Here is a 25988-nt window from a genome sequence, read left to right as displayed (position 1 = left end):
AAACTACAGGCGATTCGACACAACTTAACCGTCGTTTTTTTAAGGGTATTTAATTTACAATACATTGAAAAAGAATGGTTTTTATTGATTTTTCGGCATTTTTTATTTGTGCTTTGGTTGTTGGCAACAGGTGATGTAACTACAGGGTGTAATTGCTTGACTACTACAGCGCAAGCCAGCAAGATCACAAAGAGAATGAGTTTTATTTTTATTTAGAGAATTACGCATGCAGGCTTTGCCATGCGGCGGCGCAGGAGTGAACATGCCACAGCATGTGGAAAATACCGCCCACAGAACGGGCATTGAACTACAACAGCTTTCTGCGGGTTATCGCCATAACACCATTGTCCACGATATCTGTCTCACTATTCCGCAAGGCAAAATGACGGTGCTGGTGGGGGCGAACGGCTCGGGTAAATCAACGTTGTTAAGCACCATGGCTCGGATGTTGAAACCGCACGGCGGCAGCGTATTGCTGGATGGCAAAGCCATTCATCAACAGCCCACCAAAGCGGTTTCACGCCAGCTCGGCATCCTGCCGCAATCCCCATTGGTGCCAGAAGGACTTACCGTTTTCGAACTGGTATCGCGTGGGCGTTTTCCCTGGCAGAACATGCTTTCGCAATGGACGGACGATGACGAACGTGCCGTGGAGCAGGCGCTCCAGTTAACCGGAACTGCTGATTTTGCGCATTTGCCGGTGGAGAGCCTTTCCGGTGGGCAACGTCAGCGCTGCTGGATTGCGATGGCGCTGGCACAGCAAACGCCGGTCATCTTGTTAGATGAGCCGACTACGTTTCTCGATCTGCGCTATCAGGTAGAGATCCTTGAACTGTTGCATTCACTGACTCGCCATCATGGTCGTACAGTGATCGTGGTCCTGCATGACCTGAATTTTGCGGTCAATTACGGGGACATGCTGGTGTTCCTCAAACAGGGGACGTTGCAGGGCGTCGTGCATGATGGCGAAAACTGCACGCCCGAGTTGATTAAGCACGTGTTTGACGTCGACGTGCAGATGTCGGTGAATCCTCTCACCGGCAAACCGTTCTTTATGCCGTTCCGCGCGCCGGGCGGGCAAGGGCAATGACGGTCATGGCAACCACACTGGCTCGTCGCCGAGGCCGGTTTATGCTGGCGCTCCCCGTGTTATCGTTGCTGTTGTGTGTTCTGGCAGTGGCGCACCTGGGGGTTGGCGCTCGCACTATCAGCCCGCAGACCGTCGTGCAGGCGCTGTTCCACTTTGACGCGAAAAATTTCGACCACCGGATTATTGTCTCCTTACGTCTGCTGCGCATGACGGCGGCGATGCTGGTCGGCGCAGCGTTAGGTGTGGCGGGTGTGCTGTTGCAGGCGTTGATTCGTAATCCGCTGGGAGAGCCGCATATTCTGGGGCTGAACGCCGGGGCTGCTTTTGTCGTTGTGTTGTGCACCGCGCTTGGCGTGACGGGGGTAAGCCAGCCATTGCTGGCGGCTGGAGGCGCAGCGGCGTTGTTCTCGTTGGTCATCGCGCTTTCTTCCGCCGGACGGGGGGGGTTAACGCCGCTGAAGGTTACGCTGTGCGGCGTGGCGCTGTCGGCCATGGTGTCATCGCTTACTGCGGCCATCCTGATTCTGGATGAACAAACCCTGTTGGCAATGCGCACCTGGCTGGTGGGCGATCTTTCTGGTCTGCACTGGGAAGCAGTCAAAAGCGCTGTTCCTCCGTCGCTAGCTGGTATGGTTTTGGCGCTCGCTATCGCGCCGGGCCTGAATATTCTGGCTCTCGGCGACCGTATGGCCTGTGGGTTAGGGGTGAACATTCTGCGCATACGCTTGCTGGCGATGGTAGCCATTGCGCTGTTGTGCGGTGCGGCAGTCTCTGTCGTGGGGCCGCTGGGGTTTATCGGTCTGTTAGTGCCTAACGTTACCCGCCGTCTGGTAACAGAAGATATTCGTCAGATGCTACCGACGTCGGCATTGCTGGGTGCGGCGCTGCTGCTGCTGGCGGATATTGCCGCCCGCACGGTGCTGGCTCCGCAGGAGCTGGCTACAGGGATCATGACCGCCCTGGTGGGCGCGCCGGCGTTTATTTTCATTGCGTCGAGGTTTTTGAAATGAACGATATGCTGCAGCGTGCAGGGCTTCGTGCATGGCGGGTGGGGGGATTTTCTCGTGTCATTCGTCCCAAAACCGTGCTGTACAGCCTCAGCCTGACGGTGCTGGCAATCGCATTACTGCTGTTCGGCGTGATGCAGGGTTCGCTCCCGGTTCCGGCTTCCGCTATCGGAAGGGCGGTGTTTGACCCTCAGGCGTTGACGGCTCAGCAACAGTATGTCGTTTGGGATGTACGACTGCCGCGACTGCTGATGGCGCTTCTGTGCGGTGCGATGCTCGGATTGGCTGGGGCGGCGATGCAATCTATCACCCGCAACGGGTTGGCCGATCCCGGGCTTATCGGTGTCAAAGAAGGGAGTTGCGTGGTGGTGCTGGCCCTGGTGCTATTTTTCCCGTCCGCAAGTCTGGTCTGGCGGCCCCTGGCGGGAATGGCCGGTGGCGCACTGGTCGCTGCACTGGTGATGCTGCTGGCCCGTGATTTCTCCCGGCCTCGCTTCGTGTTGATAGGCATTGGCGTGTCGTGGTTCTTTGCCGCGGGAATGGGCGTATTTATGACCACCGCGGATGTCCGTGACGTTCAGACTGCACTGGTCTGGCTGGCGGGCAGCCTTCATGCCGCCACCTGGCCGCTACTGCTGGTGGCACTGGCCTGGACGTTGCCTGCGGCCATCATCTTATTTGCCACGGCGAGAGCTTCAGATGTGGCGCTACTTGGCAATGCGACGGCAACGGGGCTGGGTGTACGTTTACCCCGACTGGCGTTGTTGCGTTTTCTCGCGCCGGTTGTACTCACCGCCGCCAGTGTTGCCTGCGTGGGCAGCCTCGGTTTTGTCGGGTTAATGGCGCCACACATGGCACGATTCTGGCTGCGTGGCGGACAAACAGCGCTGCTGTGGGGAAGTGCGTTGATCGGTGCATTGCTGGTGCTGGTCACCGATACCGTGGGGCGTCTGGCGTTTGCCCCACTGCAAATCCCCGCCGGGATCGTCATTGCCCTGGTCGGTGGACCGTTCTTTTTACTGTTGCTCTGGCGTCGCCGGGATCGTTTGTAATTGTTAAGAGGGTATATGCGTTTAATCTTTTCATTGCTGCTGCTGGTCGGCTGCACCGCCCAGGCGGCGGTGCCTGTTCAGTCATTTACTGACGATCTCGGGCGAGTGGTGAACGTGCCGCTACATCCGCAGCGCATTGTGTCATTGCACGATCTCGACATCACTATTCCGCTGATCGAGCTGGGCGTGCCTCCGGTGGCCAGTCACGGCCGAACACGCCCGGATGGCAGCCATTTTCTGCGCTCAGGTGCGCTGTTGACAGGGGTTGATTTTGATAACTCGTCGATTGCGTATATCGGCACGGCGGATATTGATATTGAAGCCATTGTCGCCGCGAAACCGGATTTAATCATCACCGAACCCAGCCGTAACACGCCGATTGAGCAACTGGAAAAAATAGCGCCGACGGTCAGCATCGATCATCTTGATGGCGGTGCGCCGGAAATCTACCGCAAGCTGGCGCAGCTTACAGGTACGCAGAACCGGCTGGCATTGCTGGAACGGCGCTACCGTGAAGAAATTGCCCAGCTCAAGCGGACAGTAGATACGCAGCACATCTCTGTGGCGGTAATACAGGCCAATCAGGGAAAAATCAACGCGTTACACACCTATCACTCCCTGGGGCGAGTTTTACGCGATGCTGGCTTCACCTTCCCGAAGCTTATCGACAGCATTCCGCCGGGTGGGCGCATTGATGTCAGTGCGGAACGTCTGCCTGAACTGGATGCCGATTTTGTCTTCGCGACCTGGCGTGGCGATACCGGCGGTAAACCGCAGGATGAAATCGCGGCGATGGATGCGGTGATGCCTGGCTGGTGTGAGTTCCTGACCGCCTGCCAGCGCGGACATTACGTTTTACTCTCCCGTGAAGAGGCGATATCCAATTCCTATGCCTCGCTCAGTCTGATGGTGGCGCAGGTGCAAACGCACATCGCCGGACGATGGCTACCGGAGGCTAAATAACCATGCTGACGGCGAAAAAAGCCAAAAACCGTATTGATGTCTATGGTGACCGTTTTCGCGCCCGGGCGCATTTACTCTCGCCACGTATGCAGGCCGTGGCGCGTTATATCAACGAAAACCGCGAAGTGGTGCTGGAGTTTACGGCGATAGAAATCGCTGCCGCCACGCAAACCTCTGACGCGACGGTGGTCAGGGCAATTCAGGCGCTGGGGTTTGCCGGGTTGCGCGATTTAAAGCAGACCATTGAGCACTGGTTTGGTCCTGGCGTGACCTCAGAAGAGAAGATGACCACCACGGTGAATACGCTCTCTTGCGATGTGAACTCAAGCATTGATTTCGTCCTGCAGGGGCATCAGCGTACCTGTGAAGCTCTTTCTACACCGCAAAACCGCTATGCGATTGCCCAGGCGGTGGCGTTATTGGTAGAAGCCCGTCAGGTGGGGATTTTTGGTATTGGCGCATCCGGCGTATTGGCGGATTATACCGCTCGTCTGCTCAGCCGTATTGGCCTGCCTGCGGTAGCATTTAATCGCACCGGGATTAACCTCGCAGAGCAACTGATCGCATTGCAGCGGGGAGATGTGCTGATCATGATGGCGCAGAAATCACCGCATCGGGAAGGGCTGACGACCATTCGCGAGGCCAGGCGGTTGGGTGTCCCGGTTATTTTACTGACGAACGCGCTGGATTCCCGTTTTAGTAAAGAAGCGGATGTGGTGATTAACGTGCCACGCGGCGGCGAGAATGGGAAAATGCCGCTTCACGGTACGGTGCTGGTGTGTCTGGAAATGATCGTCCTGTCCGTTGCTTCGACTGCGCCGCAACGTTCAATTAAGTCCGTGAAACGGATTAACGAACTGTATCGGGGCATTGGTAAATCCGGGGCGAAGAAATAAACCGGTTATACCCGATGTGTAGGCCGGGTAGTGGGACGTCGCCACCCGGCATAAAGGCAGACAGATCAAACCATTAATGGCCGATCATTCTGGCCTTCGGGATCAGCTGGAAATACATATGATCCGGCACCGGCGTCTGCCAGACGTTGGCGTACACCGCATAACCTACGGCGGCAAACAGAATACCGAGCAGCAGTAGCGTCATTGTCCACCCTGATAACCTACCTTGTCGCCACCATGGTGTCGGCGCTGCGCTATGCCCTGATTGTGCGCCAGGCGGTGTCTTCAGTGACATAGTCAGCGTCGAGGCTACCGGACAGGATTCCACACAGGTCATACATCCTGTGCACTCAACGGTGCGTACCTGAATTAAGCGATCGACCGGAATATTCGACGGGCAGTTCTTTGCGCATTTGCCGCAATCGATGCAACTGTCGGCATTACGGCGGATCTTAAACGGCGACAGCAAAGAGAACAGGCCAAGCAGTGCGCCATAAGGGCACAGATAACGACACCACGCATTGCGAATAAACAGGCTCATGATGCTGATAACCGCCACTACGATGAGCGTCGTCGTGCCGATATTACGAAAGAAATCGAGCATCTTAACGTCGATAATCATGCCGTAGGCTGACATCAGAAAATACTGAATCCCCTGTGCTGGCATCGACAGGGCGATATACAGAAAGAAACTCAGCAGCAGATATTTCAGGCTCAGCAAAGGGAGGTCCAGCCAGCGCGGCAGGGTGAAGTTGCGACCCGTTATTTTTTTGCCCAGATTCCCTATCAGCTCAGACAGCGTACCCACCGGGCACAACCACGAGCAGAACGCTTTTTTTAACAGCAGACTCATCAGGATAAAGGCAACAAGCAGCAGCATGGAAGCGGCGTGAATAGGGGGAAGAAAGCCGGTTTCCAGTGTGTATCTGATATTCATCAGACCGGCAATGGGAAGCCATCCCTCAATACCGCCTGGTCTTGATATATAAACGCTGGCACCGGCTGTTTCGAAATAGCGAACCCAATACCAGAACGTCACGCCAATATAGATATTGATAGCCAACAGGAGAAACTGGGTGGCTTTTCTCCAGCTACTGGCATTGCGCCAGTCATTCCACGGCAGTTTTCCTCCGACGGTACCAGGGCGGCGCTGCCAGCGCGTTTTCTTCTTCCCGTTCATGATCTTTTATTATCCCTCATATTTCCCCCTGCATTCAGGAAGACTCATCACCGGGATATGCTACCGCTATAAAGATATAGTGTATTTGATTTGCATCTTATTAATTGGCTGCCATTTTTATCACGCTAATGGGCATGTATAAAAATAACAGCACGATATTTATCACAGGTCAGATAAATACCCTGAACGGGGTATTTATTTATCTGTGAGGGACGACAGTCATTCCCGGTACGTTTCTACGCGGTTACGGCCATGGCTTTTCGCCAGATAGAGCGCGCGATCGGCTTTATCAACCAGTTGTTTGTAGTCGGGGTGATAGTCATATTCGGCAACGCCGATACTGACGGTAATAGAGAAGGATTCAGTCATGGAAGCGGCGATACGCAGCTCGGCAATTTTCTTGCGCAGTGTTTCCAGAATAATAGAGGCTTGCGATTCGTCTGATTCGACGAGCAGGATCATAAACTCTTCACCACCATAACGGAATACGTAATCGCTACTGCGGATGTGCTCATAAATAACGGCCGCGACGTTTTTCAGCGTCATATCGCCAGTGTTATGTCCGTAGCTGTCGTTGATCTGCTTAAAATAATCAATGTCCAGCATTGCCAGGGTAAAGGGCCTTCGTGAATGTAACGCCAGCGAGATTTCACGGCGCATAATCGTCGGAATAAAGCGGCGATTAAGGAGCTGGGTCAGCGAGTCTTTGCCATTTTCCTGTTTGACCAGCGCTTCAAACATTGAGGCGAGGAGAAAATGGATTTTGGCCGAGAGCTGTCGGATATCCTGCAATAAGCTCATCCGCTCGGTTTCGCCAGGTTGTTGCTGATTCGAGAGTGCCTGTGTCAGACGGTTATCGATTTCAGCGATCACGGATTCCATTTCTGCCAGCAGATTACCGCTGCCAAGAATGTGTTTTCCTTTATGGGAGAACCACATACCAAAATCTGAGTCCGCCAGGAACACCAGATCACCGGACGGTAAGCCGGTCGCAATGTTGTAGATAAACTGATTTTCCCAATCGGTAAACGAACGGATTTGCCGTTCGCGCTCGACGTTGACGTCGTCGTAAATGGTCTGCAGCCGATACTGCTCCTGCGTGTGCAGCGAGTTTTGATAGCTTGGAGAGTAGGAAACGGTCATGGCCTCCAGCGCGGTGTCCATCGCCAGACTGCTGAAACAGATAGCATCGCTCAACAGGCTGACAGAGTAGTCGGCCTTACTTTTCAGCAACTGATACAGCTCTTCTTTTAGCTTACGTGCACCGCGGTTAACCAGATCGATAGGCAGGCCGATACGGGCGTGTACCACACCAATTTCACGCTGTTTTGCCAGCAAGAGCGGGAGGTCTTCATATGCGCTGCCGAGCACGCTGCGCAACCAGTCAAACATACTGCCGCTCAGTCGCGTACTGACCTGCTCCGTATTCAGAAACAACGCGCTCTCCGCATGAGAGAGCATGTAGTCATAAAAAACGGTCACTAAATGGCGGATCTCATCGTCGCTTAACCCTGTGAGGATCGTATGAACGTCAGGGGATGTCTGGCGTATTAGCGCCCGCCATTCTGTAAGGAGTAATGTGTCGTTTACGGGATCAACCTGTTCCATCTCACAGCCACTCAAAATGTGATTGAAAAATTCAGGCGGTATTACGGACAATTACGTCACGATGGTCAAGTGAAACTCTCTTTACGCATTAACGATGGCGAATACCTTCATAAATCAGCCTTAAGGCGAAGACGCCGATAATGGCGCCAATTACCCGGCTGGCAACGCGCTGAATGCGACCATATGCACGGCGTACTGCAGGAAGAGAAAACGCCTGGCTGAGAAAAATACGCCAGATAACAGAAGAAAGCACAATGCCTGCCCATGCCATCAGCCTGGCCCAGGTCGGGGTTTCTGCGCTTAAGGTGACCGAGAAAATACTAATAAAAAACAATACGGTTTGCGGATTCGATAAATCTGTTAACAGCCCGCGACGAAAGAATACATACCAGGGGGCGGAAATCGGCTGCTGTAGCGTGGGCATGTGCGGCGTGGCCTGATGGCGGATGCTGTTCCAGGCAAACCACAGCAAATAGGCTCCGCCGACAATCTTAATCAATGAAAATATCTCTTCACACTGGGTGATTAGCGTTGCCATACCAAAAAGCCCAAGGCCGGAGTAAAACGCATCACCTAAGGCGACCCCCAGACCGGTCATCACCCCCGCGCGCCGTCCGGATGCCAGGCTAGTTTGCACCACCACAAACAGGTTCGCCCCGGGGTTGAAAAAGGTTAAAACAAACAGGCTGACGGTGAGTACGACGGCGTGTAGCGGTTCCATAGACAACCATTCCTCAAATATTCATAAAGTTAACACTATAATTTCAACGAGCTGGCTGTTCTGAGGATTAACTCACACTGGCTATTGAAACTTTGAACCGGTTGAAATGCGGATACGCGATGGCTGGTTTTTTCTGTGCCGCAAAATTTCTATATATTTCTGCTGAGTGTGGATTTTTTATCCAGGCTGGACTAGTTATTAATCATCCTTGAATCGCGTTATCTCATGTTCAGGGATCGATGATGGCGTCATAACAAAACCTGGAGCTGGTCTATGAAAACTGGAATTAAAGTACTTATTGGTGCATTAGCTTTTGTCGTGACCAACGCATATGCTGCGGAATTTATGACAAAACTTGAGTTTGAAAAGGTTGAGTCGCAGTACACAAAAATCGGTGATATCTCAACGAGTAATGAAGTTTCTGTCGCAGATGCTAAAGAAGAGCTGCTGAAGAAAGCCGAAGAGAAAGGCGCCGATGTTGTGGTATTAACTTCCGGTCAAACGGATAATAAAATCCATGGCACAGCCAATATCTACAAGAAAAAATAATACGCTGCATTGAAAGATAAAATACCCGCCAGCCTCTGTACTGGCGGGTTATTCTTTTAACCTGCGCCAAAACGTGGTTCGGCTGATACCGAGATATCGTGCCGCCGCTGTTTTATCACCATTGAATTGTGCCAGCACCTGTTGTGGCGTCAGTGATGATGATATCTGGGGTATTTCGGCGACAATCGCCAGTTCTGGCAATAATTGCTGCAAGAAATGGACGTTAAGTTCTGGTTGTGGCTCGACGCTTAAAAATAATGCCAGACGCTCCATCATATTGCGCAGCTCACGAATATTCCCCGGCCAGCCGTAATTCAGCAGCATATGTTGGCTGAGCCCTAGTCCTTTGCGCACAGGCTCAGAAAACGGCACATCTAATTCCGCCAGTGACTGTTTTAAAAAGCCTTCCGCCAGCGGCAGGATATCGGGCAACCGCTCGCGTAGCGGCGGCAGCTTGAGGCGCAGAATGCTCAGGCGATAAAACAAATCGGTACGAAACTCGCCTTGTTTCATCTCCTGCTCCAGATTGCAGTGGGTGGCGCTAATCACCCGCACATCGACCGGAATCGGCTGGTGCCCACCGACCCGGGTAACCTCTTTTTCCTCCAGCACGCGTAGCAGTCGGGTTTGTAACGGCAGCGGCATTTCGCCTATCTCATCAAGAAACAGTGTTCCGCCGTGGGCGATTTCAAACAGACCCGCGCGTCCGCCGCGCCGTGAGCCGGTAAAAGCGCCATCTTCATAGCCAAACAACTCCGCTTCCAGTAAGGATTCGGTGATTGCCCCGCAGTTGACGGCGACAAACGGTGGTGAGGGTTTACCGCGTCGATTCTCCTGACGGGTGAAATATTCACGATGAATGGCCTGCGCCGCCAGCTCTTTACCCGTGCCCGTTTCGCCCTGAATCAACACCGGTGCGCGAGAACGGGCGTAGAGCATTATGGTGTGCCGTACCTGTTCCATCTGCGCAGAGTGACCGCGCATATCACCGAGCGCGTAGCGGGTGCGCATCGTATCGCCAGAAGCGTATTGACCGTTTCGCCGTAGCGTCAGGCGCGTCATATCCAGCGCATCGACAAAGGCCTGGCGCACGGTAGCCGCTGAATAGATAAAGATGCCGGTCATACCCGCTTCTTCCGCCAGGTCGGTAATCAGCCCCGCGCCGACTACCGCTTGCGTACCGCTGGCCTTCAGTTCGTTGATTTGCCCACGAGCATCTTCTTCAGTGATATAGCTGCGCTGTTCAAGCTGCAAATTAAAGGTTTTTTGAAAGGCGAGAAGCGCAGGAATGGTTTCCTGATAGGTAATGACGCCAATCGATGATGTGAGTTTTCCCGCTTTCGCCAATGCCTGTAGCACATCGAAGCCGCTGGGTTTAATCAGAATAACCGGAATTGATAAGCGGCTTTTCAGATAGGCACCGTTGGAGCCCGCCGCAATGATCGCATCACAACGCTCGCTCGCCAGCTTCTTGCGGATATACGTCACCGCTTTTTCAAAACCCAACTGAATAGGGGTGATGGTCGCCAGGTGGTCGAACTCCAGGCTGATGTCGCGAAACAGTTCGAACAGGCGGGTGACCGAAACGGTCCAGATAACCGGTTTGTCGTCGTTCACCCGCGGCGGAAGATACGTATCAGCCATAACCAACCCAAAAAGTAAGGAACCGAGTATTAGGGTTTAGTTGTGTTTCATAAATGTTGCAATGAAACGTTAAGGCCAGTTTCATGAAACGATAGCTGACACGCTTTTGTACAACAAAGATACAGAAATTGATTTTAATGCATTGTTTTTAAAGGTGAATATATAAATTGATGAAAAATTAAGGTCTTTGGCATACCCCTTGCTTTAGGTAAATCAACTAATGCTAACAAGTTGATAACAAGAGGACGGGATATGTCTCTACACTCCCCAGGGCTGGCGTTTCGCGCCGCGCTCAGCAAAGAAAATCCATTACAAATCGTGGGCACCATCAACGCCAATCACGCTCTGCTGGCCCAACGCGCCGGGTATCAGGCGATTTATCTCTCCGGCGGCGGCGTCGCGGCAGGGTCTCTGGGTCTGCCGGATCTTGGTATTTCTACCCTTGATGATGTGCTGACCGATATTCGCCGTATCACCGACGTTTGCCCGCTGCCGCTGCTGGTGGATGCGGATATCGGGTTTGGATCGTCAGCGTTCAACGTGGCGCGTACCGTGAAGTCGATTTCCAAAGCTGGGGCTGCCGCGCTGCATATTGAAGATCAGATCGGCGCCAAGCGCTGCGGTCATCGTCCGAACAAAGCGATCGTCTCTAAAGAAGAGATGGTCGACAGGATCCGCGCCGCGGTGGATGCGCGTACCGATCCCAATTTTGTCATTATGGCGCGAACCGATGCGTTGGCGGTGGAAGGGTTAGAGGCTGCCATCGATCGCGCCCAGGCGTACGTCGAAGCGGGCGCTGACATGCTGTTCCCGGAAGCCATTACCGAGCTTGCGATGTACCGCCAGTTTGCCGACGCGGTGCAGGTGCCGATCCTCGCCAACATTACTGAATTTGGCGCTACGCCGCTGTTCACCATCGATGAACTGCGCAGCGCAAACGTCGCGATGGCGCTGTATCCGCTGTCGGCTTTCCGCGCCATGAACCGCGCAGCGGAAAAGGTTTACAACGTGCTGCGTCAGGAAGGAACGCAAAAGAGCGTGATCGACATTATGCAGACGCGTAACGAACTGTACGAAAGCATCAATTACTACCAGTTCGAAGAGAAACTCGACGCGTTGTATAGCAAAAAGTAACCGTCGTAGGCCGGATAAGGCACAGCCGCCATCCGGCAATAAATTTGTACCCTACATATTATAAAAATGACGAGGACAACATGAGCGACACAACGATCCTGCAAAATAGTACCCATGTCATTAAACCTAAAAAATCGGTTGCGCTGTCAGGCGTTACCGCCGGAAATACCGCGCTGTGTACCGTCGGTAAAAGCGGTAACGATTTACACTATCGTGGCTACGATATTCTCGACCTGGCGCAGCAGTGCGAATTTGAAGAAGTCGCGCATCTGCTGATCCACGGGAAATTACCCACCCGCGATGAACTCACCGCCTATAAAAGCAAACTAAAAGCGCTGCGCGGACTGCCCGCTAATGTGCGCACCGTGCTGGAAGCGCTGCCTGCCGCCTCGCATCCGATGGACGTGATGCGCACCGGCGTCTCCGCGCTGGGCTGTACGCTGCCGGAAAAAGAAGGTCATACCGTCTCCGGCGCGCGCGATATTGCCGACAAGCTACTGGCGTCGCTCAGTTCAATCCTTTTGTACTGGTATCACTACAGCCATAACGGCGAGCGTATTCAGCCGGAAACTGACGATGATTCCATTGGCGGTCACTTCCTGCACCTGCTGCATGGCGAAAAACCGTCGCGAAGCTGGGAAAAAGCGATGCATATTTCGCTGGTGCTGTACGCCGAACACGAATTTAACGCCTCCACCTTTACCAGCCGCGTGATTGCCGGAACCGGCTCCGATATGTATTCCGCGATTATCGGCGCGATTGGCGCACTGCGTGGACCGAAACACGGCGGGGCGAATGAAGTGTCGCTGGAGATCCAACAGCGCTACGAAACGCCGGACGAAGCTGAAGCGGATATCCGTAAACGCGTGGAAAACAAAGAAGTGGTGATTGGCTTTGGTCATCCGGTTTACACCATCGCCGACCCGCGCCATCAGGTGATCAAACGCGTGGCAAAACAGCTTTCCCAGGAAGGTGGTTCGCTGAAAATGTACAACATTGCCGACCGTCTGGAAGACGTAATGTGGGAAACGAAAAAGATGTTCCCCAACCTCGACTGGTTCTCGGCGGTCTCCTACAACATGATGGGCGTCCCGACCGAAATGTTCACCCCGCTGTTTGTTATCGCCCGCGTCACCGGCTGGGCGGCGCACATCATCGAACAGCGCCAGGACAATAAAATTATCCGTCCTTCCGCCAATTACACCGGCCCGGAAGATCGCGAATTTGTCCCGATTGAAAAACGTTGCTAATTCAAAAACCTCTAAAGATAAAAAACAGGAAATGTACCCTATGTCCGCACATATTTCGAACGTCCGCCCGGAATTTGACCGTGAAATCGTTGATATCGTTGATTACGTCATGAACTACGAGGTAGCCTCGAAGGTGGCGTATGACACCGCGCATTATTGCCTGCTCGATACCTTAGGCTGCGGGCTGGAAGCGCTGGAATATCCGGCCTGTAAAAAACTGCTGGGGCCGGTAGTCCCAGGAACTGTGGTACCGAACGGCGTTCGCGTGCCGGGCACCCAGTTCCAGCTCGACCCGGTGCAGGCGGCGTTTAACATCGGTGCGATGATCCGCTGGCTGGACTTTAACGATACCTGGCTTGCCGCGGAATGGGGTCATCCTTCCGATAACCTCGGCGGTATTCTGGCGACGGCTGACTGGCTGTCACGCAATGCGGTGGCGGTGGGGAAAGCGCCGTTGACCATGAAAACGGTGCTGACCGGTATGATTAAAGCTCATGAGATTCAGGGCTGTATCGCGCTGGAAAACTCGTTTAACCGCGTTGGTCTCGATCACGTCCTGCTGGTAAAAGTGGCCTCCACGGCGGTGGTCGCTGAGATGCTTGGCCTGAACCGGGATGAAATTCTCAACGCCGTGTCGCTGGCGTGGGTCGACGGCCAGTCGCTGCGTACTTATCGCCATGCGCCAAATACCGGCACGCGTAAATCCTGGGCCGCAGGCGATGCGACCTCACGCGCGGTACGTCTGGCGTTGATGGCGAAAACCGGTGAGATGGGGTATCCGTCTGCGCTGACGGCGAAAACCTGGGGCTTCTATGATGTCTCCTTCAAAGGCGAATCTTTCCGCTTCCAGCGCCCGTACGGCTCTTATGTGATGGAAAACGTGCTGTTTAAAATCTCCTTCCCGGCCGAGTTCCACTCGCAGACCGCGGTAGAAGCGGCCATGACGCTGTACGAGCAACTGCAGGCCGCGGGTAAAACGGCGGCGGATATTGAAAAAGTCACCATTCGTACGCACGAAGCCTGTATCCGCATCATCGATAAAAAAGGCCCGCTGAATAACCCGGCGGACAGGGATCACTGTATCCAGTATATGGTGGCGATCCCGCTGCTGTTCGGACGCTTAACGGCGGCAGATTACGAAGACGGCGTGGCGCAGGACAAACGCATTGATGCACTGCGTGAGAAGATCAACTGCTTCGAAGATCCGGCCTTTACCGCCGATTACCACGACCCTGAAAAACGCGCCATCGCCAACGCCATCACTCTGGAATTCACCGACGGCTCCCGCTTTGAAGAAGTGGTAGTGGAATACCCAATCGGCCATGCGCGTCGTCGTGCTGACGGCATGCCGAAGCTGGTCGAGAAGTTCAAAATCAACCTGGCGCGTCAGTTCCCGACCCGTCAGCAGCAGCGCATCCTGGATGTCTCCCTGGACAGAACTCGCCTGGAGCAGATGCCGGTCAATGAGTATATGGATCTCTTCATTATTTAAACCAGCGTGCAGCAAGGCGTAAGTTCAACAGGAGAGCATTATGTCTTATAGCGAGTTTTATCAACGTTCTATAACGCAACCGGAGTCGTTCTGGGCCGAGCAGGCCCAGCGTATTGACTGGCAGCAGCCGTATACGCAGGTACTGGACCACAGCAACCCGCCGTTTGCCCGCTGGTTTTGCGGCGGCACGACCAATCTGTGCCATAACGCCATCGACCGCTGGCTGGAGAAACAGCCTGACGCGCTGGCGCTGATTGCTGTGTCATCCGAAACCGAAGAAGAACGCACGTTTACCTTTCGTCAGCTGTATGACGAAGTGAACGTCGTGGCGGCGATGCTATTGTCGCTGGGCGTACAGCGTGGCGATCGGGTGCTGGTGTATATGCCGATGATCGCCGAGGCGCACATTACGCTACTGGCCTGCGCACGCATTGGAGCAATTCATTCGGTGGTGTTCGGTGGTTTCGCCTCGCACAGCGTGGCGGCGCGTATCGACGACGCCCGACCGGTGGTTATCGTTTCGGCGGATGCCGGGGCGCGCGGGGGCAAGATCCTGCCGTATAAAAAGCTGCTCGATGATGCGATCGAACAGGCGCAGCACCGACCGCGTCATGTGGTGCTGGTCGACCGCGGTTTGGCGAAAATGGCGCGGGTCGAGGGACGTGACCTCGACTTTGCCGCGCTGCGCCAACAGCATCTCGGCGCGCGGGTGCCAGTTGTCTGGCTGGAATCAAACGAAACGTCCTGCATTCTCTACACCTCCGGGACAACCGGGAAACCGAAAGGCGTCCAGCGCGACGTTGGCGGCTATGCGGTCGCGCTGGCGACCTCGATGGACACCATTTTCGGCGGTAAAGCGGGCGGCGTGTTCTTCTGCGCGTCGGATATCGGCTGGGTAGTTGGGCATTCGTATATCGTGTATGCCCCGCTGCTGGCGGGGATGGCGACGGTGGTTTACGAGGGGCTGCCAACGTACCCGGACTGCGGCGTGTGGTGGAAAATTGTTGAGAAGTATCAGGTCAGCCGGATGTTCTCGGCCCCGACAGCTATCCGTGTGCTGAAGAAATTCCCGACCGCGCAAATCCGTAATCACGATCTCTCTTCGCTGGAGGTGCTGTATCTGGCGGGGGAACCGCTGGACGAACCAACCGCCAGTTGGGTAACCCAAACGCTGGGCGTCCCGGTTATCGACAACTACTGGCAGACTGAATCCGGCTGGCCGATTATGGCGATTGCCCGCGGGCTGGACGACAGGCCATCGCGTCTGGGCAGTCCCGGCGTGCCGATGTACGGCTACAACGTACAACTGCTCAATGAGGTGACCGGTGAACCTTGTGCGGCAAACGAGAAGGGCATGCTGGTGATCGAAGGGCCGCTGCCGCCGGGCTGTATTCAGACCATTTGGGGCGATGACACGCGCTTTGTGAATACCTACTGGTCGCTGTTCTCCCGCCAGGTGTACGCCACCTTTGACTGGGGCATTCGCGACGCCGATGGCTATTACTTCATCCTGGGGCGTACGGATGACGTGATCAACGTCGCCGGACACCGACTCGGTACGCGAGAGATCGAGGAGAGTATTTCCAGCTATCCGAACGTTGCGGAAGTGGCGGTGGTCGGCGTGAAGGATGCGCTGAAAGGGCAGGTGGCCGTCGCGTTTGTCATTCCAAAGCAGAGCGACAGTCTGGAAGACCGCGACATCGCCCATTCGGAAGAGAAGGCGATTATGGCACTGGTGGACAGCCAGATTGGCAACTTTGGCCGTCCGGCACATGTCTGGTTCGTGTCACAACTGCCGAAAACACGTTCCGGTAAAATGCTCAGACGGACGATCCAGGCGATCTGCGAAGGCCGCGATCCTGGCGATCTGACCACCATTGACGATCCAACATCGTTACAGCAAATCCGCCAGGCGATCGAGGAGTAGGGCGTTGCCGGGTGGCGGCTTCGCCTTATCCGGCCTACGAAACCGCGCACCGTAGGCCAGATAAGCCGCGAAGCGGCGCCATCCGGCAAAAGCAACGTGATTAGCGCCAGCTCAGCTGATAATGATAACGCCCTGCGCTCAACTGAAATTCTGGTGACACTGAAGGGCTCCACGAGTCATCCCCGCCGACGCCCATATGGAAACCGTCAATGTTGAGCCATGTTCCGGCTTCAGGCTGCAGCAGATGGCGATGGCTGGTTGCCATCAGTTGCTTCTGGCTGTAACGGCTGATGTTGAACTGGAAGTCACCACGCCACAGATGATCCCCGTAGCGTAATTCGCGTGTCCCGCAGCGCAGGCCGTTTTCACTTGGGAAAACATACGGGGTGTACATTTCATCGAGCGATAAATCCCAACGGTCGAAACAAGCGGCGTTCAGCCTGTCCGGGTAGTTCTCATGCGGCCCAAGGCCTAACCAGTTTACCCGTTCAGCCACCTGCGCCAGCTGGCAGCTCAGTCCGATACGGGCCGGATGCGGCGTACCGCTGGCGATGTCGACATCCACCGTTATCTGCATTTTACCCTTGCCGTCAATACGGTAGTTTTTTCGGCTGATGAACAGCGTTTCGCCCCGATACTGCCAGGCATGCGCGGTGGTGATAAGGATGCTGTTCGACAGCGCTTCGGCCTCGCATTGCAATAGCCATGGCTCAGCATGGTAATGACCCGCAGCCTTCCAGCGTTCGACCCAGGCATTAGGATCGATGCGCGTTACTTCGCTGATGCCGATGTCGTTATCCAGCGGCGCACGGGTAAACTGATCGATTAACGGTGCTAACAGCTGTGCTTTTTCGACCAGCCAGTATTGCGTCAGTAAGCCTGTACGGCGGCAGAATTCCCAGCGTTTATCACTGACGATTACCGTAAACGTGTCATCGCGGATCGTCAGCTGTGGCGCTGTGCTGGCGCGAGGTTTAAGCGCCAGACTGAGTTTCTCTTCCAGCTTCCATTGCTGCCAGGCGCTGATATGTCCGGCGTCTGACCACGCAGTAGCCTGGGGTTGTTCCACGCGAACCGTCAGCCATAGCTGGCCTGCGGTTTCCGGCATCGGGATAGCCGGCAGGGTGATCCGCTGGCGACCCTGTGGGGCGATATCCAGAACGATTTTTCCGGCGGCTAGCGGGTTGCCGTCCTGGGCGATGGACCAACGCAGGATTTCGTTATCGCTGCGGCGGAACAGGTATTCGCTGCGTACTTCAATCTGGCGCTCGTCACCCGGTAACAGCGTAAACTGAAAAAACTGCTGCGCGTGTTTGGCCTCATATAACGCCGGGTGTGGGGTACGATCGGCGAACACCAGTCCGTTCATGCAAAACTGACGGTCGTTTGGTGTGTCACCAAAATCCCCGCCGTAGGCTGACCACGGATTACCGTTGTCGTCATATTTAATCAGCGACTGATCGACCCAGTCCCAGACGAATCCTCCTTGCAGACGCGGATACTGGCGGAATGCCTGCCAATATTTGGCATAGCCGCCGAGGCTGTTACCCATCGCGTGAGCATATTCGCAGAGGATCAACGGGCGCTGCTCGCCGGGCATCGACAGCCACTTTTTAATCGACCATTTGGGTACGGCGGGGAAGGGCTGATCCTGATCGACGCGGGCGTACATCGGGCAAATAATATCGGTGGCTACGGTATCCGCGCCGCCACCTTCGTACTGCACCGGGCGAGAGGGATCTTCCGATTTCAGCCAACGATACAGCGCGTCGTGGTTCGCGCCGTGACCGGATTCATTGCCCAACGACCAGATGATGATACTTGGGTGATTGCGGTCACGCTGTACCATGCGCGTGACGCGCTGGCTCATGGCGGGAAGCCATGTTGGGTCATCGCTCAGGCGATTCATGGGCACCATACCGTGGGTTTCGATATTGGCCTCATCCACCACATACAGGCCGTAGCGGTCGCACAGGGTGTACCATAGCGGGTGATTTGGGTAATGCGAACAACGCACGGCGTTAAAGTTGTTCTGCTTCATCAGCAGAATATCCTGCACCATCGTTGCCTCGTCCATCACCTGACCGTTGACCGGATGGTGCTCATGACGGTTGGTACCGCGAATCAACAGCGGCTTACCATTGAGTAACAGCAGTCCGTTTTCAATGCAAACCTGACGAAAGCCGACGTCACAGGCCTCGGCTTCAATCAGCGTACCGTCAGCGGTATGTAGCTGCACAACGGCACGGTACAGATTGGGTGCTTCGGCACTCCACAGCGCCGGGTGTTCAACGTTGAGGCGCAGCGTAGTACGGTCGTGATAAGCGCCGCGTTCATCAACAATCTCGCTGCCGGGCGGTGAGGTGAGCTCGCCAACCAACGTTTCGCCGTTCCACAATTGCAGGGTCACGCGTACATCTTCACGCTCGTCGCCTGCTATCCGGACTTCCGCTTCCAGCAACGCGCGGCTGAAATCATCATTAAAGCGCGTGTTGATGCGTAGGTCACGGATCTGTGTTGTGGGCTTATGCAGCAAAGATACGTCGCGAAAAATACCGCTCATGCGCCACATATCCTGGTCTTCCAGATAGCTGCCGTCGCTCCAGCGCAGCACCATGACGGCCAGGCGGTTTTCGCCGCGCAGCAGATAATCGCGAAGATCAAATTCAGACGGCAGACGGCTGTCCTGACCGTAGCCGACCCAACGACCGTTGCACCACAGATGAAACGCGGAGTTCACGCCGTCAAAAATAATCCGCGTCTGACCCTCATCTAACCATGCATCTTCAACACTAAATGTGAGCGAATAACATCCGGTAGGGTTCTGCGTCGGAACAGAAGGCGGATTGACCGGGAACGGATAGGTGATATTGGAGTAGATTGGCGCATCATAACCGCTCATCTGCCAGTTAGACGGCACGCAGAGGGCAACGGCCTGCGGTAAATCATGCTCAAGCCAACTTTCTGGCACTGCCTCTGGTGTGGCAAACCAGGCGAACTGCCACTCGCCGTTTAACGAAATTCGTTGGGATGAAGGCCGGTGGTTACGGGCATCATCCACGCAGCGCCAGCTACAAAACGGCGGATGTGCCTCCAGACGGTTTATCTGTGTGACGCCGGGGTTTTCCCAGTCACGGCGCGCCAGTACGGCGGCGAGTGAGTCCGAGCTCAGAGTCATAGCGGTATCTCATGTTTGTTATTCGCTCACAATTTAATAAACATAAGGCCTGCGGTGAGACGCTGTAAAGCCGGGCGGGTTTAATGGGTGAACTGACTCACAGTAATTAGCGCTCGCCGGATGGCAGCAGAGAGACCTGACGCGCCAGTTGCATCAACGACTCCGCCAGCACCTGAGGCGTGGCGGTTTGTGCGTCAGGCGGCAGTACGGTTTTCCGTTCGACCAGCGTGACCGGCAGCAGCAGATTGCCGGGGGCGGACATACCCTGCGTAAGCTGCAACAGCCTGTCAACGCTGGTCTGTCCGAGAGTGGGGAAATCCTGCCTGATGGTGGTCAGCGGCGGGATGTAGCAGGCGCTGTCTTCGGTGTCGTCGTAGCCGATCACGGAGATGTCCGCTGCAACTCGCAGACCGAACTCGCTGATTGCGCGCATCGCGCCCAGCGCCATTTGATCGTTAGCCACCAGCATAGCGGTTGGAATGATACCGTCGTTAAGCATGTGCATGGTTTGATGAAAGCCGGACATGGCGCTCCAGTCACCTTCACGTTCTACAATGGGACGTAGCTGGTAGTGCGCCAGATATTTATGCCAGCCCGCACGGCGAAGCCTTGCCGAAACTGAAGTGTGCGGCCCGCTCAGCAGGGCGATTCGCTGATGACCATGCTGTACAAGATGTTCAACGCCGAGTCGCGCACCGTCATCATGGGAGAAAATCACGCTGTTAATCGGCGTCTGGTCAGAGACATCGAGAAACAGTACCGGCACTGTACCGCAGGCGGCGGCCATGGCAATGGCGTCTTCTTCATCCAGCGGATAGTTGATGATAAGCCCGGTTACGCGCTGAGAAAGCAGGTTGTGAACCGCGGTTTTACACGCCTCAACGCCGCTGCGCTCGACCATGGCGATCACCACGCTGGCGCCGGACTGGTCGGCGCGGGATTTTATGGCGGCAACGATTTGTGAGGGGGCATGCAGGGCAAGGTTCGCCGTCACGACGCCAATCAGCGGCGTCTGTTTGCCTGCCAGTTGTTGTGCGACGCGGTTGGGGATGTAATTGAGTTCCGCCATCGCGGCCTCAACTTTCTGTCGGGTTTTTGCGGAAACGTGGCTGGCCTGATTCACGACGCGCGAGACGGTCTGGTAAGAGACGCCTGCATGGTCTGCGACATCGTATAGCGTTACCGGTTTCACGTTTATCACCCCTGTCATGATGTTATCTGCGCGCTATGATGCCACAGCGGGACGATTTTGGGGGATTTACGCATAGGTTCTGCGAGGCGCATTCCAGGGTTGCGGATCGTGTGCGGGAGGATTTATCGTCGTTAAACTTATCAGATTAAAAAGTGAGGACATCGTGAGCGACTCTGCGGCAAATAATATCCTGTCCATTTACCGACGCCATGCGGAGGCTTTTGCTAGCCAGCGCTCACGCGCCTTGTTTGAGAAAAACTGGCTGGATAAGTTCATCGCGGTGATAGGGGGGCAGGGCCATATTGTGGATATTGGCTGCGGAAACGGTCAGCCGATTGCGGGTTATTTTATCCAGCAAGGTTTTCAGCTGACGGGGGTTGATGGTTCCCCGGAAATGCTGGCGCGGGCGCGGTACTCTTTTCCCGCACAGCGCTGGCTGGAGCAGGATATGCGTGAGCTGGCGCTTAACGAGACATTCGACGGTCTGATCGCCTGGGACAGTTTTTTCCATTTAACCCAGTTGGACCAGCAAAAGATGTTCCCCATTTTTGACCGGCTCAGTCATCCCGGCAGCGCGCTGATGTTTACCAGCGGCACGGACAACGGCATTGCGATGGGGGAATTTGAGGGTGAGCCGCTGTTTCACGCCAGCCTCGCGCCTGATGAGTATCACGCATTGTTGTCGATGCACGGTTTTACAGTGATTGAGAGGGTGATGGAAGATCCGCACTGTACCGGGCACACCATCTGGCTGGCGCAAAAAAGAGGTTAATCGCCGCGAAAGGTTCTACGCCATTCAGCCGGGCTGACGCCGAAGCGGGATTTAAAATGCTGCCGCCAGGTGACGGGCGACTGAAAACCAACCTGTTCTGCAATGCGTTCAACGGGTAACTGGCTGGTCTCCAGCAACGTCTGGCTGCGGTGTAGGCGCTCGGTAATCAGCCATTCAGCCACGCTTGACCCGGTGGCCTTCATAAAATGACGGGTTAGAGTGCGACGACTCATCATCACCCGCTGTGCCAGCTCGTCGAGATTATGCGGTTCGTGGAGATGCTGGCGCAAATAGTCGAGCAGGGCGTTAATGCGCTGATCCTGGGTATTTTTCGCTACCGGTTGTTCGATAAACTGCGCCTGGCCGCCCTCACGATGCGGTGGCACAATCATCCGTCGGGCAATCTGATTCGCCACCGTGCTGCCAAAACGCTGGCGAATTACGTACAAACAGCAATCCAGCGCGGCGGCGGTACCTGCTGAGGTAATAATACCGTCGTCATCCACGTACAGTGCGTTGATATCCAACTGGGCCGCCGGGAAGCGCGCCTGAAAATCCTGCTCGAACTCCCAGTGCGTAGCCGCTCGTTTACCGTCCAGTAACCCCGCATAGCCGAGGACAAACGCGCCCAGACACAGCCCGACAATCTGCGCGCCGTTTTGTCGCGCGCGGTTGAGCGCACCAAGCAGGCTTTGTGGTGGACGATGCGCGGTGGTGCCCCACCAGGGGATCACCACGATGTCGGCAGCCTCCACCGCTTCATAGCCGTGGGTTGCGGTAATGGAGAAACCATCCTGCGAGGAGATGATGCCCGGTTTTTCGCCGCACATCTGCACCTCAAAGCGCTTTTTCACCGCCATTTTGTCACTGAAAATGATACACGGCACCGAGAAGTGAAATGGGCTGAAATCTTCCACGGCAACAATGGCGACGTTAAGCGGCTGCATACGATTCCTTTGTAGAGATTAAAATGCCAGGGTTTCACCATCTTCCGGCACGTTGACATATTGCGCAATCTGGTTGTCGCGGGCGTACTCTTTCAGGGCCGCGCGGGTCAACAGACAATGGTTAATCGCCTCCATATGGGTCGCCACAATGTGTGCTTCGGGTAAGGTGAAGTGGGTTTTCAGCACATCTTCCGCACCCATGATAATTGGGCCAAAACCGATGACGTGGGCAAAACCCGCATTCAGAACCACCACGCCTGGCTGGAAGGTATGCATGTTGGCTTCTACCTCGTCGCGCCAGAGGGTGTCCCCGACCAGATACAGCGTTTTTTCCGCCGGATGCATAAAGATAACGCCACAGGCATCACCCAGGCGTTCTGCCATTTGTGGAATGGCATAGGCGCGATCTGAGCCGTGCTGGCCACCGGTTTTACGCAGAGTGATAGCGCCGACCACGGTATTTTGCGTCAGCACGGTGAGTTGTGTGAAACCCTGCCCCCGCAGTACGTGTGCATCATGGTCATTTTGCACATAGATTGGTTTGTCTTTCGGCACGACACGAGCGGCAACCTCGTCCCAGTGATCTTCATGCAGATGGGTCACGATCAGCGCATCGACATTAAGCAGGGTATCGATGTCGATGGGCAGATCGACGGTTGGGTTGCGAATGTCGGCTCGTGCGGTTCCGGCAAAACCCGGATATGCGCCTTTCGCAGCCAGCATAGGATCGACCAGAAAAGTCATTCCACCAAAGGTGATGTGCTGTGTGGCATTACGGATTTGCGTGATGTTCATGGTGTGCGCTCTGCGTGTTGGGTCAGTGGTATCATCGTAGAGTGTTGTCCAGAAGATGAATGTGGGCAAATGGGCGACTAACGATGGGATTGGGCCAATCGCATCCAGCCTGCAGAGAACGTTATTTATGGCGTTTAATCGCCGTCTCATTATCTAAATTAATAAACGTATACTTTCCTTTTTTCTGCATTATTTACTCTGCGGCTATTATACCGAGCTAAATAAAGAAACAGTCATTTTAATTCAGGAGAATTAATTAAATGCGAAGTGGCTCCAGACAATATTGTTGATTTATGCAACACATTACAGCCAGGAAACAGATCGCGAACCATGAAATAACAATGCTATCATTCGCTCCAGACGCGGCAGGCAACTGCTGGCACACGCATTTACCCCGGAGCACCTGATGAACAACGACATTCCGCTAAAATATTATGATATCGCTGATGAGTACGCGACCGAGGCTGCAAAGCCGGTGAACGATGCCGAACGCGATGCGCTGGCGCACTACTTCCAGCAGCTGATCACCCGTTTGATGAACAACGAAGAAATCAGCGAAGACGCACAGCAGGAGATGGCAACTGTCGCCGGCGTCGACGCACAGCGTATTGATGACATTGCGGAGTTCCTCAATCGCTGGGGTAACGAGTAGCCAAAGACGGGGCCTGTGTTTTACACTGCGCGCAAATTGAGTAGGTATACTCTACGAGTATTCGGTTTAATCAGGCGGAAACAGCAATGAACGGAACAATCACAACGTGGTTTAAAGATAAAGGCTTTGGATTTATCAAAGATGAAAACGGCGACAACCGCTATTTTCATGTGATTAAGGTTGCTAATCCTGAGCTGATCAAGAAAGACGCGGCGGTGACTTTTGAACCCACCACCAACAACAAAGGCCTGTCTGCCTATGCGGTGAAAGTCATACCCGACAGCAAGTACATCTATATCGCGGGCGAGCGCCTGAAGCTCACGGCGATCAAGTCATACCTGGTGTACAGCGAAGAAGTGCCGGTTGAAACCCGTATCGACAAAGAAAACGCGGTGCTGTCTGTCGGCGTGCTGATGAAGAGCATCCGACCGAAATCAGACGTGAAGCCTGGCGAAATGCGCACACTGAAAAAGCTGGCGATCACTACCTTCCAGGGCACGACGCTGATCTTCTCGGAAGATGAAATCGACATCGACGAGACGGTGAAGCTGCTGAAAGTCTGACGTCCTTCAGAGTGAATGAATGCCGAAACTCTGCTCTTTTCAAAAGCAGGGTTTCGGTTTTTTTTTTGCATTCAGTCAAATCGGGTAGATATGTGTGCGCAAAAGCTGCTTTGTGTCAGAAGCAGATGTGAACGTTTTATATAAGAAGTGAAAGTGGTACTTTGCCGGGGTTATTACTTTTGATTCTCTTGTCTTATCTATTATTGCTGCTGCGCCAGTGTTAAAAATAAAAATAGAAAAATCATCAGAAAGTTATGTAGTAACTTATCCATAATGTTAATTATTGATGAAATTAAAGTAACACTCCGTAAGGTTTGGATGTTTTTATTTCTCATAGACGAGAATTTACATATAGTGATATAATATGGCGGGAAAAACAGGCAGCTTATTAAGCTGCCTGTCATGTAAATAAATTTTCGAGGAGACTATTCCAGTGGGACGTAAATGGGCCAATATTGTTGGTAAAAAAACGGCTAAAGACGGTGCGACGTCTAAAGTATATTCCAAATTCGGTGTGGAAATCTATGCTGCGGCTAAACAAGGTGAACCAGACCCAGAATTAAACACAGCTTTAAAATTCGTTATTGAACGTGCGAAACAAGCCCAGGTTCCAAAGCACGTTATTGATAAAGCTATTGATAAAGCCAAAGGTGGCAGCGACGAAACGTTCATGCAAGGGCGTTATGAAGGCTTTGGTCCAAGTGGTTCCATGATTATCGCTGAAACCCTGACTTCAAACGTTAACCGCACGATTGCTAATATTCGCTCAATCTTCAATAAAAAAGGCGGGAATATTGGCGCGGCGGGTGCTGTCAGCTATATGTTTGACAATACTGGCGTGATTGTATTTGCGGGAACAGACCCTGACCGTATTTTTGAAATTTTGCTTGATGCTGAAGTGGATGTACGTGATGTTACCGAAGAGGAAGGCAACATCATTATTTATACTGAATCTACAGATCTTCATAAAGGAATTGCAGCCCTCAAAGCAGCTGGGATTACTGAATTCTCAACCACAGAATTAGAAATGATTGCTCAATCAGAAGTTGAACTTTCACCAGAAGATTTAGAAATCTTTGAAGGACTTGTTGATGCCCTTGAAGATGATGATGATGTTCAAAAAGTATATCATAACGTTGCAAATCTCTGATTATAAATTAAAGAAATCTGTCATTATGGCAGATTTTATAAATTGTAAGTTTGTTATGATCAACATGTCTGATAAGATGTGTTGATTATAACGAATAGATAAAAATACTATCGCTAAAAGAAACGCATCAATTGAAATTCCTGGCCTAAACTATCTGATAATAAATGGTAAAGGCGCTCCTGCAAGTTCAGGTCTTCAATACTGAAGCGTATTATCTTGAGTAAGG

At 53.9% G+C, this 25988-nt stretch carries 22 protein-coding genes; 14 read left to right on the top strand and 8 right to left on the bottom strand.

Annotated elements, in window-relative coordinates:
- Nucleotides 1-262: 262 nt before the first annotated feature.
- The 5 genes from G8S19_RS17490 to G8S19_RS17470 are packed head-to-tail and all read left to right on the top strand — an operon-like array spanning nucleotide 263 to nucleotide 5008.
- Entirely contained in the window at nucleotides 263-1090 is an 828-nt protein-coding gene (locus G8S19_RS17490) for an ABC transporter ATP-binding protein (protein ID WP_253685620.1), read from the top strand.
- Nucleotides 1087-2100 carry an iron ABC transporter permease gene (locus tag G8S19_RS17485; protein ID WP_101742729.1) on the top strand — a complete coding sequence of 338 codons (1014 nt, stop codon included), beginning with the start codon at nucleotides 1087-1089 and terminating at the stop codon, nucleotides 2098-2100. Before G8S19_RS17490 ends, G8S19_RS17485 begins: the two co-directional genes overlap by 4 nt.
- The gene (locus G8S19_RS17480; protein WP_101742728.1) at nucleotides 2097-3149 is read left to right on the top strand and encodes an iron ABC transporter permease; all 1053 of its coding nucleotides are present in this window, start codon (nucleotides 2097-2099) and stop codon (nucleotides 3147-3149) included. The genes G8S19_RS17485 and G8S19_RS17480 overlap by 4 nt, the downstream gene beginning before the upstream one ends.
- Before the next feature lie 15 nt (nucleotides 3150-3164).
- The gene (locus G8S19_RS17475) at nucleotides 3165-4112 is read left to right on the top strand and encodes an ABC transporter substrate-binding protein (protein WP_061067372.1); all 948 of its coding nucleotides are present in this window, start codon (nucleotides 3165-3167) and stop codon (nucleotides 4110-4112) included.
- Nucleotides 4113-4114: 2 nt separating this feature from the next.
- Nucleotides 4115-5008, top strand: coding sequence for a MurR/RpiR family transcriptional regulator (locus tag G8S19_RS17470; protein ID WP_005127925.1), 894 nt, complete (start codon nucleotides 4115-4117; stop codon nucleotides 5006-5008).
- 73 nt (nucleotides 5009-5081) lie between these two features.
- Here G8S19_RS17470 and G8S19_RS17465 read toward each other — a convergent pair whose 3' ends face one another.
- The 3 genes from G8S19_RS17465 to G8S19_RS17455 all read right to left on the bottom strand — a co-directional run bounded on the left by G8S19_RS17465 (nucleotide 5082) and on the right by G8S19_RS17455 (nucleotide 8517).
- Nucleotides 5082-6188: a 4Fe-4S binding protein gene (locus G8S19_RS17465; protein ID WP_253685618.1), complete on the bottom strand. Its 1107-nt coding sequence runs from the start codon at nucleotides 6186-6188 to the stop codon at nucleotides 5082-5084.
- 219 nt (nucleotides 6189-6407) lie between these two features.
- The gene (locus G8S19_RS17460; protein WP_048212507.1) at nucleotides 6408-7796 is read right to left on the bottom strand and encodes a diguanylate cyclase; all 1389 of its coding nucleotides are present in this window, start codon (nucleotides 7794-7796) and stop codon (nucleotides 6408-6410) included.
- An 88-nt stretch (nucleotides 7797-7884) separates the two neighbouring features.
- Nucleotides 7885-8517 carry a LysE family transporter gene (locus G8S19_RS17455; protein WP_124021466.1) on the bottom strand — a complete coding sequence of 211 codons (633 nt, stop codon included), beginning with the start codon at nucleotides 8515-8517 and terminating at the stop codon, nucleotides 7885-7887.
- Nucleotides 8518-8790: 273 nt separating this feature from the next.
- On the opposite strand from G8S19_RS17455, the gene yahO reads away from it, so the two are divergent.
- Nucleotides 8791-9066 carry a DUF1471 family periplasmic protein YahO gene (yahO, locus tag G8S19_RS17450; protein ID WP_003021310.1) on the top strand — a complete coding sequence of 92 codons (276 nt, stop codon included), beginning with the start codon at nucleotides 8791-8793 and terminating at the stop codon, nucleotides 9064-9066.
- A 48-nt stretch (nucleotides 9067-9114) separates the two neighbouring features.
- On the opposite strand, the gene prpR is transcribed toward yahO, so the two are convergent.
- Complete coding sequence (gene prpR / locus G8S19_RS17445) at nucleotides 9115-10710, bottom strand: propionate catabolism operon regulatory protein PrpR (RefSeq protein WP_048212505.1); 1596 nt, start codon at nucleotides 10708-10710, stop codon at nucleotides 9115-9117.
- Between the two features lie 252 nt (nucleotides 10711-10962).
- On the opposite strand from prpR, the gene prpB reads away from it, so the two are divergent.
- From prpB to prpE, 4 genes are all read left to right on the top strand, one after another.
- On the top strand, nucleotides 10963-11844 hold the full coding sequence (prpB, locus tag G8S19_RS17440) for a methylisocitrate lyase (protein WP_124021467.1): 882 nt from the start codon (nucleotides 10963-10965) through the stop codon (nucleotides 11842-11844).
- Nucleotides 11845-11924: 80 nt separating this feature from the next.
- The gene (gene prpC / locus G8S19_RS17435; RefSeq protein ID WP_048212504.1) at nucleotides 11925-13094 is read left to right on the top strand and encodes a 2-methylcitrate synthase; all 1170 of its coding nucleotides are present in this window, start codon (nucleotides 11925-11927) and stop codon (nucleotides 13092-13094) included.
- Nucleotides 13095-13134: 40 nt separating this feature from the next.
- Complete coding sequence (locus tag G8S19_RS17430) at nucleotides 13135-14586, top strand: bifunctional 2-methylcitrate dehydratase/aconitate hydratase (RefSeq protein ID WP_124021468.1); 1452 nt, start codon at nucleotides 13135-13137, stop codon at nucleotides 14584-14586.
- A gap of 40 nt (nucleotides 14587-14626) precedes the next feature.
- Nucleotides 14627-16513, top strand: a complete 1887-nt coding sequence (gene prpE / locus G8S19_RS17425) for a propionate--CoA ligase (protein WP_253685616.1) — start codon at nucleotides 14627-14629, stop codon at nucleotides 16511-16513.
- A 100-nt stretch (nucleotides 16514-16613) separates the two neighbouring features.
- Here prpE and G8S19_RS17420 read toward each other — a convergent pair whose 3' ends face one another.
- Both G8S19_RS17420 and G8S19_RS17415 read right to left on the bottom strand, forming a co-directional pair.
- Nucleotides 16614-19691, bottom strand: a complete 3078-nt coding sequence (locus G8S19_RS17420) for a beta-galactosidase (protein WP_253685614.1) — start codon at nucleotides 19689-19691, stop codon at nucleotides 16614-16616.
- A 106-nt stretch (nucleotides 19692-19797) separates the two neighbouring features.
- On the bottom strand, nucleotides 19798-20892 hold the full coding sequence (locus G8S19_RS17415) for a LacI family DNA-binding transcriptional regulator (protein ID WP_129533680.1): 1095 nt from the start codon (nucleotides 20890-20892) through the stop codon (nucleotides 19798-19800).
- 154 nt (nucleotides 20893-21046) lie between these two features.
- Here G8S19_RS17415 and G8S19_RS17410 point away from each other — a divergent pair, with 154 nt between their 5' ends.
- Complete coding sequence (locus G8S19_RS17410; RefSeq protein WP_253685612.1) at nucleotides 21047-21655, top strand: class I SAM-dependent methyltransferase; 609 nt, start codon at nucleotides 21047-21049, stop codon at nucleotides 21653-21655.
- Here the strand turns inward: G8S19_RS17410 and G8S19_RS17405 are convergent.
- A complete protein-coding gene (locus G8S19_RS17405; protein ID WP_101742708.1) occupies nucleotides 21652-22602 on the bottom strand; it encodes a GlxA family transcriptional regulator in 951 nt (316 codons plus the stop codon). The two genes, G8S19_RS17410 and G8S19_RS17405, sit on opposite strands and share 4 nt — an antisense overlap.
- A gap of 18 nt (nucleotides 22603-22620) precedes the next feature.
- Nucleotides 22621-23397: an MBL fold metallo-hydrolase gene (locus G8S19_RS17400; protein WP_061067380.1), complete on the bottom strand. Its 777-nt coding sequence runs from the start codon at nucleotides 23395-23397 to the stop codon at nucleotides 22621-22623.
- Between the two features lie 406 nt (nucleotides 23398-23803).
- Between G8S19_RS17400 and G8S19_RS17395 the strand changes: the two genes are divergently transcribed.
- The 3 genes from G8S19_RS17395 (at nucleotide 23804) to G8S19_RS17385 (ending at nucleotide 25762) form a co-directional block, all read left to right on the top strand.
- A complete protein-coding gene (locus tag G8S19_RS17395; protein ID WP_048212496.1) occupies nucleotides 23804-24049 on the top strand; it encodes a YmjA family protein in 246 nt (81 codons plus the stop codon).
- An 86-nt stretch (nucleotides 24050-24135) separates the two neighbouring features.
- The gene (locus G8S19_RS17390) at nucleotides 24136-24612 is read left to right on the top strand and encodes a cold-shock protein (RefSeq protein ID WP_253685610.1); all 477 of its coding nucleotides are present in this window, start codon (nucleotides 24136-24138) and stop codon (nucleotides 24610-24612) included.
- A 433-nt stretch (nucleotides 24613-25045) separates the two neighbouring features.
- Nucleotides 25046-25762, top strand: coding sequence for a YebC/PmpR family DNA-binding transcriptional regulator (locus G8S19_RS17385; RefSeq protein WP_048212494.1), 717 nt, complete (start codon nucleotides 25046-25048; stop codon nucleotides 25760-25762).
- The last annotated feature ends 226 nt before the right edge of the window (nucleotides 25763-25988 follow it).

Origin of the sequence: Citrobacter sp. SX206 (assembly GCF_024181025.1) — a bacterium.
Lineage (GTDB): Bacteria > Pseudomonadota > Gammaproteobacteria > Enterobacterales > Enterobacteriaceae > Citrobacter > Citrobacter youngae.
This window is presented reverse-complemented; position numbering and strand designations above follow the sequence as displayed.